The organism is Cytobacillus sp. MT66, from assembly GCF_058792595.1.
Window position 1 is genome coordinate 184,281 of record NZ_JBXAFB010000001.1, and the last position, 12,711, is coordinate 196,991.

A 12,711-nucleotide genomic window follows, 5' to 3' on the forward strand; every position below is an offset into this window, starting at 1 on the left:
CAATAGGACGAAATGAAATGCAATCCTTTTTATCTGCAATTTTTTATCTTTTAGCATGATTTGAATATAATAAGGAAGAAAAAAAGAGTAACTTAAAAAATCACCGGTTTAATCCATAAAATTACTTTTTCAGTATATATATTTTCTCTTGTATCGGAAGTGCATAATTTTCACTGCATAAATATTAAAAACCTTTTGAATAACCTACTTTAAAGTGGTAAAATGTCTTAGGACACATTTATCCTCTGAAAAATATTATTATTCTTTTATTTATCTAGTAAGGGGATAAGGGCTAGAGCTTTTCTCAAATAATATAAGTTGTTATGGAGGTTATTTTCCATGAAAAAGCCGCTGAGTGGTGGAAGGCCTTTAAATCAAGACTTCTTTGGCCCAAACCTTGGCTATGTAATTGAGCAATATGAGCTTTTTTTGCAAGATCCGGAATCAATCGACCCAGAACTAAAGGCCTACTTTGAAACATATGGAGCACCTGTGGTAGAAACAGAGTCTTCAATGGGGACAGATGCAGACACTGCATCACCTGCACAATTAGAAAAAACATTAGCAGCATTAAGGCTGGCAGATAACATCCGTACATATGGCCACAGGGCTGCAGATATCTATCCCTTAAAGGATCATGAACCGGAAAAGAATCTTTTTGAGCTTTCGCAATATGGTCTAACAGAAGCAGACTTGCGAGCGCTTCCAGCAGGCATCATCTGCAAGGATGCACCAATTGTCCTTCTTAATGGATTTGATGCGATTGAATACTTAAAAAGTATATATATGGATACAATTGCATTTGAATTTCATCATGTATATGACGAAAACGAAAAAGACTGGCTACGCCGCAAAGTTGAATCTAGTGGTTTAAAAGTAAAATTAAGCACTAATGAAAAAACAAAAGTCCTTAAGAGATTAACGGAAGTTGAAGAGTTTGAAAAATTCCTTCATCGTACTTATGTTGGACAAAAGAGGTTTTCCATTGAGGGCTTAGATTCCATGATACCTTTGCTTGATCAAATTATTTCTGAATCTGTTTCAAAAGGTACAGATACCATTAATATTGGGATGGCTCATCGCGGACGCCTCAATGTTTTGGCACATGTCCTTGGTAAACCGTATGAAATGATATTTGCAGAGTTCCAGCATGCTCCTAATAAAGACCTAGTTCCTTCTGAAGGATCAATCGGAATTAGTTTTGGCTGGACAGGGGATGTAAAATATCATTTAGGACTAGACAAGAAAATAAAAGACGAAAATACGACTGTTGCGCGATTAACTCTAGCCAATAACCCAAGTCACCTTGAATTTGTGGATGCAGTTGTTGAAGGTTATACCCGTGCTGCACAGGATGACCGCAGTGAAAAAGGGTATCCAAAAACTGATTTCCGTACTGCTCTTTCCATTGTCATTCATGGTGATGCTGCTTTTCCTGGCCAAGGCGTTGTGGCAGAGTCATTGAACCTTGGTCAGCTAAAGGGCTATAATACAGGCGGATCCATTCATATTATTGCTAACAATACGATCGGATTTACAACCGAATCTCGTGATTCCCGTTCTACAAGATATGCCAGTGATTTGGCAAAAGGATTTGAAATACCAATCCTTCACGTGAATGCGGATGACCCAGAAGCTTGTATTGCTGCTGCCAAGTTTGCATCGGAATACCGTGAAAAGTTTAAAAAAGACTTTTTAATAGATCTCATTGGTTTCCGAAGATTCGGACACAATGAGATGGATGAGCCGATGACAACCAACCCGTTAATGTACAATATCGTTAATAACAAACCTTCTGTTAAGGAAGTGTACGCTCAAAAACTTGCAGATCAATCTTTTATAACGAAAGAGACGATTCGTGAAATTGAGGAAAGTGTGACAAGCCGACTTAAGGAAGCTCATGGAAAGGTGCCTAATGAAAAAGCAGACACCCCATCTATGAATCCTCCAGAAATTATTGAAAAAGGACTTCCGAAAATAAATACGGCTGTACCTGAGGCAGATCTAAAAGAAATAAACGAAGAACTGTTAGCTTTCCCAGAAGGATTTAAGGTGTTCAGCAAGCTTGAAAAAATCCTTAAGAGAAGATTAGAGGCGCTGGACGGAACAGCTAAAATCGATTGGGGACACGCTGAAACTTTAGCATTTGCATCCATTCTGAAGGATGGCACACCAATTCGTTTAACAGGACAGGACTCCGAGCGCGGTACGTTTGCACATAGAAATATTGTGCTGCATGACCATGTAACAGGAGAATCCTACTCACCTTTGCATAATCTATCATCAGCAAAGGCGTCCTTTGCTGTGCATAATAGTCCATTATCTGAAACATCTGTTCTTGGATTTGAATATGGCTATAATGTGTTTGCTCCAGAAACACTAGTTCTTTGGGAAGCACAATTCGGAGATTTTGCTAACTCTGCCCAAGTCATTTTCGACCAATTTATCGCAGCTGGCCGGGCAAAGTGGGGACAAAAATCCGGACTTGTTATGCTTTTGCCGCATGGTTATGAAGGTCAAGGTCCTGAGCACTCGAGTGCCCGTTTGGAAAGATTCTTAACTTTGGCAGCTGAAAATAACTGGACTGTAGCGAATCTGTCTTCTTCTGCACAATATTTCCATATTTTGCGCAGACAGGCAGCAATACTAAATAAAGAAGAGGTTCGCCCTCTTGTTATTATGTCGCCGAAGAGTCTGCTTCGCCACTCACTTGTAACATCATCTATCACTGATCTAAGCGATGGCGAATTCAAGTCTATTTTAGAGCAGCCAGGTCTTGGACAAGAAACTGATAAGGTAACTCGATTAGTTCTTGCCACTGGAAAAATGGCTATTGATTTAGCAGAAAACCTAAAGAAAATCGAAAATCAGGATTGGTTCCATATCGTACGCGTAGAGGAGATTTATCCATTCCCAATGCAAATGATCAAAGATGTGGCAAGCCGTTATCCAAACTTAAAAGAAATTGTCTGGGTTCAAGAGGAACCTAAAAACATGGGTGCTTGGAACTTTGTTGAACCAAGACTGCATGAAGTTGCATTAGACGATGTTGAAGTATCATATGTTGGAAGACGCCGTCGTTCAAGCCCTTCAGAGGGTGATCCAGACTTCCATAAAAAAGAACAGGCACGTATTATTAATGAAGCATTAACGCAATCGCAAGAAGGAGGAAATTAAGGTGGCAGAAATCAAAGTACCTGAACTAGCAGAATCAATTACAGAAGGAACAATCGCACAATGGCTTAAAAAGCCGGGAGATGCTGTAAATAAAGGCGACTATGTTGTTGAATTAGAAACTGATAAAGTAAATGTTGAGATTATCTCTGAATTCAGCGGGATCTTAACTGAAGTTAAAGCTGAAGAGGGAGATAACGTAAACGTTGGCGACACGATCGCAGTTGTTGATGAGGCAGGTCAGGCAGGAGCAAGTGCGCCACAAGCTGCTCCGGCACAAGAAGAAAAAGCACCTGCACAAGCAGAACAAGCTGCACCAGCTAAGGCTGAACAGGCAGCTGCTCCAGCTTCTGCTAACGAAGGTCAGCGCACAATTGCATCTCCTGCTGCAAGAAAAATGGCAAGAGAAAAAGGAATTGATTTAAATCAAGTGCCAACAGCTGACCCGCTTGGCAGAGTTCGTGCACAGGATGTTTCATCTTTCAACCCGCAGGCTGCAGCTTCTGTACCTGCACCACAAAAACCAGCAGCTGCACCAGCTCCTGCTGCACAGGTTGGAGGCAAAGAGGTAGAGCGCGTTCGCATGACACGCCGCCGTCAAACAATTGCCAACAGGCTTCTTGAAGTTAAACAGTCAACTGCTATGCTGACTACATTTAATGAAGTCGACATGACTAATGTTATGAATCTTCGTAAGCGCCGCAAGGATAAGTTCTTTGCTGAAAACGACGTAAAATTAGGATTCATGTCATTCTTTACAAAAGCTGTTGTTGCGTCATTAAAGAAATGCCCGCTGCTTAATGCTGAAATTCAAGGCGACGAACTTCTACTTAAAAAGTTCTATGATATCGGTGTTGCTGTTTCAACTGAAGAAGGTCTAGTTGTTCCAGTTGTTCGTGATGCAGACAGCAAAAACTTTGCCGAAATTGAAAAAGATATCAGTGATTTAGCTGTTAAAGCAAGAAATAACAAGCTAGCTTTATCCGACCTTCAAGGCGGAACATTTACTATTACAAACGGTGGAGTATTCGGTTCTCTATTATCAACACCAATCCTTAATGGACCTCAAGTAGGTATCCTTGGCATGCATACGATTCAAACTCGTCCAGTTGCCATTGATGCTGAAAGAATGGAAAATCGTCCAATGATGTATCTTGCTCTTTCCTATGATCACCGTATCGTCGATGGTAAAGAAGCTGTTACCTTCTTAAAACATGTTAAAGAACTTATTGAAGATCCAGAATCACTTCTTTTTGAAGCTTAATAATACCATCATGATGATGAAAAAATCAGAGTGGCATATAGCCACTCTGATTTTTTTATGGAACAAAAATACTCTTACATTTACTTTTTCACAGGCTTTAAACCTCGTTTGATGATTTCCTTTTTCAATATCCAAATCCATTCTTTCTCAGAACCTGACTTTAATGCATCACGATACGAGACAACCAATTGTTCATTACTCATAATCTTCATTTTGCATTACCTCCCAGTTAAATGGATTGAATATTCTTTCTATTCATTTCATTCTAATTGTTATTTTCCATTTTGAAAAGACCTTTAATGGAAAAAATTCAAAAAAGGGACTTTAATCATGATAAGTGTAAAATATTTGAAGCATCGTGCCCTCTATCTGTAAAATAATATAAAACGCATGAAAGGAATGTTGAAAATGAATTTACTGCTAGATCATATTGTCCATTTTATCAGTCAAGATCCTCAAGCTGCTGTTGAACAATGGGAAAAACACGGAATAAAAGCTGTCATGGGCGGAAGCCATGAATTATGGGGAACATATAACAGTTTGTTATACACAGCTTCATCGTATATAGAGTATCTTGCGATTGAAAACCAAGAAATTGCCCAGCAATCAAATAACCCCCTTATCCAGCACCTAGTAAAAGATTTAGCTAGGGGAGAGGGAGCAGGACAAATATGTTTTCGAACAGATAATATTGAAGATCTTAAGGATACATTGGAGAAGAAAGGCTACAGTACTTTCCCAATATTTCCTGGAAGCCGAAGAAGAAAAGATGGCACGGTTATCGAATGGAAAATGCTGTTTCTAAAGGAGGAAGCATCCGTTCCATATCCATTTTTCATCGAATGGGGACAGAAGGATGATGAACGGTTTAAAGAACTTAAAAGCCTTGGCATGATGGATAAGAAACTAGCAAACCATACAATCCAATCCATTTCTTATGCTGTAAAAAATTGCGATCAAACCGCAAAGCTGTGGTCTGAATTACTTGATTTTCCGATTCATGATACATATATGGAACCCTCAGGCGCGTCAAAAAAGACTGTGCTAAAAGCAGGAGCAGCAAACATAGTTTTTTGTGAATCCAGCAAGTCAGGAATTGTCAAGGAAACAATTGCATCTAGAGGGGAGCGCCCTTTCCTTATTGAATTTAACCCGCCTATCAGTAAAAATGAAATTACACTTTATCAGACTCTGTACAAATAAAATCATCGGGCCGCATATACGGTCCGATGATTTTTTTACATAAATAACAGCAAACTTATAGCCATAACAGCCATTCCGGCAATAAGCCCATATATAGAAAGATGGCCGCTGTCATACTTTTTTGCGGCTGGCAGCAATTCGTCCAGTGAGATAAATACCATAATCCCAGCAACAGCAGAAAAAATCAATCCAAAGATAATATCATTTAGGAACGGCATTAATATCAAGAATGCAACAAGTGCTCCAATGGGTTCAGCTAATCCCGACAAAAATGAAAGTTTAAAAGCCTTTTTCTTGCTCTTGGTGGCGAAGTAGATCGGAACAGCAACGGCGATGCCTTCAGGAATATTATGAATGGCTATCGCAATTGTAATGGCAATTCCTAGGGCAGGATCATGCAAGGCAGAAGTAAAGGTTGCAATTCCTTCTGGAAAGTTATGAATTCCAATGGCAAGTGCAGTAAAGGTTCCCATTTTTAGCAAAGCTTGATCTTCAGAAGGTTTTCCTTGCTGCTTATTCATATCCTCTACTTTCCTTGGCTCATGGGGGTTTCCTTGTTCAGGGACAAATTTGTCAATCAGCGCAATTAGGACCATCCCGCCAAAAAAACCAGCTACTGTCAGCCAATTGCCTGGTACATCACCTACTGCCGCTGTCAATGCAACTTTCGCTTTAACAAAAATCTCTACCATAGAAACATATATCATTACCCCTGCTGAAAATCCTAGTGTAACTGAAAGAAATTTTGTGTTAGTCGTTGAGGTAAAAAAGGCAATTAAGCTGCCAATTCCCGTGGCAAGTCCGGCAATTAAGGTAAGACCAAATGCCAATAATAAATTTTCATGCACACCATTTCACCTCTCTGCAATAAGCAGCTTTATAAGAATATATTCGTAAAGTTAAAAAAGTTTCCTTTGTGAAACATTTTAAAAACACATCAACATTACGTCAATTTAATTTATTCAATCCAGCCAAAATTGACATAAATTTTTTTATATTTTTTCGGTATCTGATTTTGTTTTCCTGCATATGCTAATTATTTTCTTGAACTATTCATGCACTTCAAAAGAAAATCCATGTTTTAACCAAGTCATATCGGTGGTAAAGAATAATGCATCCACCAAGAAAGAAGGTTATATCATGGAATATCTTTCGAATGGGGATTATTTTGAACTGATATATAAAGACCAATTATATGAGCACCTTGAGTTTATAAGAATGGATACCATTTGTGGAAAAAATTATGTGACATTAATGAATGCGATTACAAGAAAGTTATATACCTTTGAAGAAAACAACATACAGCATCTTAAGAAAAGTCTTCAGCTTCAGCCCAATAAATTAAAGCAAAAGAACCATCTTGCGCCATTAGCTCCATATTCTATATACTAGTAAGTGACAAAGTAGAAGGAGTGGCAAATATGATCCATCAAAGCTGGCAGGAAAGAGAAACACTCAAAAAGGTAAAATGCGTGCATACTAATGCTGCAAAATACATTGTTAATCGAGTATTAACTGAAGGTAAGACCTATGAGGTAAAAAATGAAACTGAGGAGTTTTACTTTGTAATAGATAACTCTGGAAAAGTTGGGGGATTTTACAAGGATTACTTTCAAGAGGCATAATAAGAGGAAGGAGGATCTGTAAAGTAGATCCTCCTTTTGTATATTTCTTATCTTGTAGCGTTATCTGGGAAGATACGGCGGACCGTTTGTGAAAATTCATCAAAGAATCCATTCACTGGATGGCCACCACGAATATCATTCGTATAACCGTTCATTCTGTCATAAAAATCCGGGTTTACTGATACATACACATTGTCTATATCCTGATCAACTGATTTTACCTGATCGGCAATTTTTCTTTCAAGGTTTCTGTCAAAATTAGAATTGTTTCTTAATCTTGCTGCGACATATGCATTATTATCCGTAACGATGACATTGGCATGATCTATTTCCTTCATGGAAGCAATTTTATCTGCTGCACGGTCAGCAACACGCATCTTCGGTGTTTCATTATTGATATTTCGCACCTGTGTACCGTTGCCCATCCGTGCTGTATTGCCAATTCTTGTCGGACGATCCATTCTGTTGCCATAATAATCATAAGTAGTATTATTAAATGTGTCATTTTGATATCCAGGATTATTCACCCTAGTTGGTGCAGTAACATCATTATTACCAAGACCTACATTATTTCTGCCATTGTCATTTGCCCCGCATCCCGCCATCAGAAGCATTGACAGACCAGCAGTCAACATCATTTTAGTTTTCAAAAAAAAACCTCCTTTATTAGATGTCACTAATAGAATTCCATCTGTAAAAGAGGTTTATCCAACTATTATCTTCCTTTTACTTATCTTCGTTTTTGGCTTTCATTCCTGCAGGTGATTGATATAGCCTTCTTCCGACATATGTCTGTATTGTTAAGAAAATCCCGCCAACCGTCCAATATAAAGGCAATGCTGCTGGTGCATTCAATGATACAAACACAATCATAATAGGGGATAAAAGTCCCATAAACTTCATTTGTGATTGCTGCTGTATTGGCATATTGGACATAGATACCTTAAACTGTACATAATATACGATACCGGCAAGTGCAGTGATCCAAATATCGGACTGACCAAGGCTAAACCATAGGAATGAATGCGCAGCAATGTCTTCAGAACCCCTGATTGCATAATAAAATCCCATAAGGATGGGCATTTGAATAAGGATAGGCAGACATCCCATATTTAATGGATTGATACCATTTTCTTTATAAAGGGCAAACATTTCCTGCTGAAGCTTTTGCTGGTCCTTTGGATCTTTTGCGGCTTTCAGGTCCTTTTGAATCCGATCCATGTCAGGCTTAACGGTATCCATTTTTTCCTTCATGATTGCCTGGTTTTTATACTGTTTAAGCATTAACGGCATGAGAATCAGCCTAATTCCAAGCGTTAAGACAATAATGGCAATCCCATAATTATCGTTAAAGATCACGGCAATTCCGTGAATTAATTTAATGAAGGGTTCAACTAAAATTTGATGAAACATTGAGTCATTATTTTGACCGGTACTTGAGCATGCAGAAAGCAGCATAGCAGAACTGGCTATCATAGCAAAGATTAAAAGTTTTTTCTGGAATTTCACGGTAACTCCTCCTAATTTTTCATTATTTATCTATCTATAGGATTTGGGGTTCCGTGTCCGGGTCTTCACCAGGGTTTTCTTTCTTTTTAATACATTTAACTAGCCAATTTAAATGTGAAAAAGGAACTTTGTTCTGTTTCATTTGCTGCATTGGATTATTCGCAGCAGCATTCCATTCATGACAATCTCTTATTGTATCATTAAAATGGTATTCTATATTCCACAGCCAAGCAAACCTAATGATCACACTGGCTAAGAAGCTGGCATAAATGGTATATTCTGCTGGAATATTAGAAAATTCCATTATAAAATCAAACATTGCTTCACCTCAGTCTTTTGGGCGATGTGTCAATTATAAAGGAATTCTTCTCAAGCCGCAATTAGGAAGGTTACCCAATTTTGTTGATGAGATGGGTCGAAAAGAATAGAATAGAGTAGGATGGAAAATAGTCCTATTATTTTTTGAACGGTGGGGTATTTTGTCTTTATTAAAAAAGAAGAAAATTTTTTCCAGTATTAAAGTCTTAATGCCAATACTTTTATTATTATTAATTGGATACGAGGCAAGGGGATTATTTAAGGAATTTGATTGGGATATCATTAATATGTATTTAGATCGGCTGCCAGCGTTTAAAATTGTGCTTATTTTCATACTTGGCCTTATCTCTCTTATTCCCATGTTTTATTATGACTTGATCCTGACAAAAATTTTTAGCATACATATAAAGAGAAGAAACCTCATTATTTACTCTTTTTCTGCCAATGCATTTTCAAACCTGGTTGGATTTGGAGGTGTAGCGGGGACAACACTTAGATCTCTTTATTTCAGGAAGTATGTGCAAGATGATGTACCATATATTCTTATGATTGCGAAGTTGTCCTTATTTTATTTAACCGGATTATCATTTTTATCATGGCTGGTTGTTTTTTCAGATTTACACGTTTATTCCGAAATAAGGTTCCTTAAATTGGCGGTTTGGGCCGTCGCGGCATACACCCCATTATTAATTCTTATTTACATTTTCCAAAGAAAATTTTGGGAGATGGAGCAGGTGAAAAAGGCCTTTGTTTCGGAGCTAATGACGATTTCCATCTTTGAATGGCTTTTTGTTGTTATTTGTATTTGGGGAATTGCCCGATTTTTAAGCGTACCTATCAGTTTTTCTGTTCTATTCCCTATTGTTGTTATCTCTGCCTGTGTCGGCATTATCAGCCTTATACCAGGAGGAATCGGTTCTTTTGACCTTGTTTTTTTAATCGGTATGGGTACACATGGGATTCCTACCGAACTTAGCTTGTTAATTATTATGTTTTACCGGCTCAGCTACTACATTTTTCCAGCTTTATTAGCTGCTCCGTTTGTTATCTATCAATTTACACATAGGAGATAATTGCAGGCATATTTAGGGTAAATAAAGCGGATAAAGGGTAAAATTTATAAAAAGTTATTTTGATGTTTATTATTAGGAGGATTACGGATGAGTACACTGCTGCCAGATGACAGCTTAACATTACATACAGACTTATATCAAATCAATATGGCCGAAACCTATTGGGAGGATAACATACATAATAAAAAAGCTGTATTTGAATTATATTTCCGCAAGGTACCTTTTGGAAATGGCTATGGCATTTTTGCCGGTCTTGAAAAAGTTATTGAGTTTATCAGCCAATTTAAATTTACAGATAGTGATTTAGACTACTTGCAAAATGAACTGCATTACAAAAAAGACTTTCTGGACTATTTGCGAAGTCTTCGTTTTACTGGCTCCATTTATTCAGTAGAAGAAGGGGAGCTGGTATTTGGCAACGAGCCCCTTATGAGAATTGAAGCGCCGCTGGCACAGGCCCAATTAATTGAAACAGCGCTATTAAACATTGTGAATTATCAAACATTGATTGCGACCAAGGCTGCGCGCATTAAGGAAGTCGTTGGGGATGAACCTGCTATGGAATTTGGTTCCCGCAGAGCACATGAAATGGATGCAGCCCTTTGGGGAGCAAGAGCAGCCTACATAGGCGGATTTGATTCAACCTCCAACGTGAGAGCTGGAAAAAAATTTGGTATACCTGTTTCAGGCACACACGCTCACGCATTAGTTCAAGCCTACGGAGACGAATACACTGCTTTTCATAAATATGCAAGGCGACATAAGGACTGTGTGTTCCTCGTAGACACTTATGATACTTTGAAATCTGGTGTGCCTAATGCGATTAAAGTTGCCAAGGAACTTGGGGACAAAATTAATTTCATCGGCATACGGTTAGATAGCGGAGACCTTGCATATCTTTCCAAGGAAGCAAGAAGAATGCTGGATGATGCCGGCTTTAAAGATGCCAAAATTATCGCCTCAAATGACCTGGATGAGTATACAATTTTGAACCTAAAGGGACAGGGCGCAAAAATTGATGCATGGGGAATTGGTACAAAGTTAATCACTGCCTATGACCAGGCTGCTCTTGGTGCCGTTTATAAACTGGTATCATTTGAAAATGAAGAGGGTGAGATGGTCGACAATATTAAGATTAGCGGAAATCCGGAGAAAGTTACCACTCCAGGTTTGAAGAGAGTCTACCGCATTATCAATAATGAAACACAGAAATCTGAAGGGGACTACGTTACCTTAAAGGATGAAAATCCAGAGGAAGAAGAGCGTTTAAAGATGTTTCACCCTATCCATACATATATCACTAAGTATGTATCAGACTTTAAAGCAAAAGAGCTTCATAAACCAATATTTCAAGACGGCAAGCTTGTTTATCAGCTTCCAGATCTTAAAGATATTCAGCACTTTGCTAATGAAAATCTAACGCTTCTATGGGAAGAATATAGACGTTCCTTAAATCCGGAAGAATATCCGGTCGATTTAAGCCAGAAATGCTGGGATAATAAAATGCACCATATCCAGATGGTGAAAGAAAACATTAAACAATCATTTAATAAGTAAGTTTCCAGAGATATAGGGTCCGTACTAGTAGAACATTACCCTAAAATTAGACTTTCAAGGGGGGACAGCTAAAATGACTTTGCAGGCCGAAATAATGAAAGCATTAAATGTAAACCCGGATATTGACCCGAAAGAAGAAATTAACCGGCGCATAGAATTTTTGAAGGATTATCTAAAAAAGACAAAGGCGAAGGGGTATGTTCTGGGAATTAGCGGAGGTCAGGATTCAACACTTGCAGGAAGACTTGTCCAGCTTGCAGTGGAAGACCTGCGCAAAGAAGGAATAGAGGCAAAATTTGTTGCTGTAAGGCTTCCTTACGGGGTTCAGGCTGATGAAGAGGATGCGCAAATGGCATTGTCCTTTATTAAAGCTGATGAAGAATTTGTATTTAATATTAAAGGTGCTGTTGATGAGATACAAAAGGAATATAATTCCCGTGTCAGCAGCCAGCCTTTAAGTGATTATCAAAAAGGGAATGTGAAAGCAAGAATGAGAATGATTGCCCAGTATGCATTTGGCGGACAGTTGGGACTGCTTGTGGTTGGGACAGACCATGCCGCTGAGGCTGTTACTGGATTTTACACTAAATATGGTGATGGAGGGGTGGATGTTGCTCCTCTGACTGGGTTGACAAAACGGCAGGGAAAGGCACTATTAAGAGAATTGGGTGCGGATGAAAAATTATATTTAAAAGTTCCAACTGCTGACTTGCTCGATCAAAAACCGGGCCAAGCAGACGAGACAGAGCTTGGGATCTCATATGACGAATTGGATGACTATTTGGAAGGGAAACAGGTCAGCAAAGACACCGCTGAAAAAATCGAAAAACGCTATCAGCAAACCGAACACAAACGCCAGATGCCTGCTTCGATGTTTGATAGGTGGTGGAATTAAGAAAAACCAGGCTAAAAATTTACACTTCGATAATCTTTAGCCTGCAGATGATCACTTTTAAAGAGCCTAAGCGCCTGGTATAGGCGCTTTTTT

General features: G+C 38.6%; 13 protein-coding genes. 8 read left to right on the forward strand and 5 right to left on the reverse strand.

The genetic code is table 11. The features are described from left to right. Window positions 1–339 precede the first annotated feature (339 nt). Window positions 340–3,177: a 2-oxoglutarate dehydrogenase E1 component gene (locus AC1Q59_RS00865; protein WP_492363876.1), complete on the forward strand. Its 2,838-nt coding sequence runs from the start codon at window positions 340–342 to the stop codon at window positions 3,175–3,177. 1 nt (window position 3,178) lies between these two features. Further along, window positions 3,179–4,438 carry a 2-oxoglutarate dehydrogenase complex dihydrolipoyllysine-residue succinyltransferase gene (gene odhB / locus AC1Q59_RS00870; RefSeq protein WP_492363877.1) on the forward strand — a complete coding sequence of 420 codons (1,260 nt, stop codon included), beginning with the start codon at window positions 3,179–3,181 and terminating at the stop codon, window positions 4,436–4,438. 80 nt (window positions 4,439–4,518) lie between these two features. Here the strand turns inward: odhB and sda are convergent, their stop codons facing one another. Further along, window positions 4,519–4,650 (reverse strand): sporulation histidine kinase inhibitor Sda, encoded by a 132-nt coding sequence (gene sda / locus AC1Q59_RS00875; protein WP_492363878.1) that lies wholly within the window; start codon window positions 4,648–4,650, stop codon window positions 4,519–4,521. Window positions 4,651–4,846: 196 nt separating this feature from the next. Between sda and AC1Q59_RS00880 the strand changes: the two genes are divergently transcribed. Further along, a complete protein-coding gene (locus AC1Q59_RS00880) occupies window positions 4,847–5,641 on the forward strand; it encodes a VOC family protein (RefSeq protein ID WP_492363879.1) in 795 nt (264 codons plus the stop codon). A 35-nt stretch (window positions 5,642–5,676) separates the two neighbouring features. On the opposite strand, the gene zupT is transcribed toward AC1Q59_RS00880, so the two are convergent. Further along, window positions 5,677–6,489, reverse strand: coding sequence for a zinc transporter ZupT (zupT, locus tag AC1Q59_RS00885; RefSeq protein ID WP_492363880.1), 813 nt, complete (start codon window positions 6,487–6,489; stop codon window positions 5,677–5,679). A 292-nt stretch (window positions 6,490–6,781) separates the two neighbouring features. On the opposite strand from zupT, the gene AC1Q59_RS00890 reads away from it, so the two are divergent. Continuing rightward, window positions 6,782–7,033 carry a hypothetical protein gene (locus AC1Q59_RS00890; protein ID WP_492363881.1) on the forward strand — a complete coding sequence of 84 codons (252 nt, stop codon included), beginning with the start codon at window positions 6,782–6,784 and terminating at the stop codon, window positions 7,031–7,033. A gap of 29 nt (window positions 7,034–7,062) precedes the next feature. Continuing rightward, the gene (locus AC1Q59_RS00895; RefSeq protein ID WP_492363882.1) at window positions 7,063–7,266 is read left to right on the forward strand and encodes a DUF6501 family protein; all 204 of its coding nucleotides are present in this window, start codon (window positions 7,063–7,065) and stop codon (window positions 7,264–7,266) included. 47 nt (window positions 7,267–7,313) lie between these two features. Here AC1Q59_RS00895 and AC1Q59_RS00900 read toward each other — a convergent pair whose 3' ends face one another. The 3 genes from AC1Q59_RS00900 to AC1Q59_RS00910 all read right to left on the reverse strand — a co-directional run bounded on the left by AC1Q59_RS00900 (window position 7,314) and on the right by AC1Q59_RS00910 (window position 9,094). Continuing rightward, a complete protein-coding gene (locus AC1Q59_RS00900) occupies window positions 7,314–7,916 on the reverse strand; it encodes a YhcN/YlaJ family sporulation lipoprotein (protein ID WP_492363883.1) in 603 nt (200 codons plus the stop codon). 76 nt (window positions 7,917–7,992) lie between these two features. Then, on the reverse strand, window positions 7,993–8,775 hold the full coding sequence (yidC, locus tag AC1Q59_RS00905) for a membrane protein insertase YidC (RefSeq protein ID WP_492363884.1): 783 nt from the start codon (window positions 8,773–8,775) through the stop codon (window positions 7,993–7,995). A gap of 34 nt (window positions 8,776–8,809) precedes the next feature. Beyond that, the gene (locus tag AC1Q59_RS00910) at window positions 8,810–9,094 is read right to left on the reverse strand and encodes a hypothetical protein (RefSeq protein ID WP_492363885.1); all 285 of its coding nucleotides are present in this window, start codon (window positions 9,092–9,094) and stop codon (window positions 8,810–8,812) included. Between the two features lie 160 nt (window positions 9,095–9,254). Between AC1Q59_RS00910 and AC1Q59_RS00915 the strand changes: the two genes are divergently transcribed. From AC1Q59_RS00915 to nadE, 3 genes are all read left to right on the forward strand, one after another. Continuing rightward, window positions 9,255–10,166, forward strand: coding sequence for a lysylphosphatidylglycerol synthase domain-containing protein (locus tag AC1Q59_RS00915; protein ID WP_492363886.1), 912 nt, complete (start codon window positions 9,255–9,257; stop codon window positions 10,164–10,166). Window positions 10,167–10,253: 87 nt separating this feature from the next. After that, entirely contained in the window at window positions 10,254–11,723 is a 1,470-nt protein-coding gene (locus tag AC1Q59_RS00920) for a nicotinate phosphoribosyltransferase (RefSeq protein ID WP_492363887.1), read from the forward strand. A gap of 73 nt (window positions 11,724–11,796) precedes the next feature. Continuing rightward, window positions 11,797–12,618, forward strand: coding sequence for an NAD(+) synthase (nadE, locus tag AC1Q59_RS00925; RefSeq protein WP_492363888.1), 822 nt, complete (start codon window positions 11,797–11,799; stop codon window positions 12,616–12,618). Window positions 12,619–12,711 lie beyond the last annotated feature (93 nt).

Excerpts from the sequence above, each read along its gene's own strand:
- AC1Q59_RS00865 (WP_492363876.1), top strand. The coding sequence starts at position 340 with ATGAAAAAGCCGCTGAGTGGTGGAAGGCCTTTAAATCAAGACTTCTTT.
- sda (WP_492363878.1), bottom strand. The coding sequence starts at position 4,650 with ATGAAGATTATGAGTAATGAACAATTGGTTGTCTCGTATCGTGATGCA.
- AC1Q59_RS00880 (WP_492363879.1), top strand. The coding sequence starts at position 4,847 with ATGAATTTACTGCTAGATCATATTGTCCATTTTATCAGTCAAGATCCT.
- AC1Q59_RS00890 (WP_492363881.1), top strand. The coding sequence starts at position 6,782 with ATGGAATATCTTTCGAATGGGGATTATTTTGAACTGATATATAAAGAC.
- AC1Q59_RS00895 (WP_492363882.1), top strand. The coding sequence starts at position 7,063 with ATGATCCATCAAAGCTGGCAGGAAAGAGAAACACTCAAAAAGGTAAAA.
- AC1Q59_RS00910 (WP_492363885.1), bottom strand. The coding sequence starts at position 9,094 with ATGTTTGATTTTATAATGGAATTTTCTAATATTCCAGCAGAATATACC.
- AC1Q59_RS00920 (WP_492363887.1), top strand. The coding sequence starts at position 10,254 with ATGAGTACACTGCTGCCAGATGACAGCTTAACATTACATACAGACTTA.
- nadE (WP_492363888.1), top strand. The coding sequence starts at position 11,797 with ATGACTTTGCAGGCCGAAATAATGAAAGCATTAAATGTAAACCCGGAT.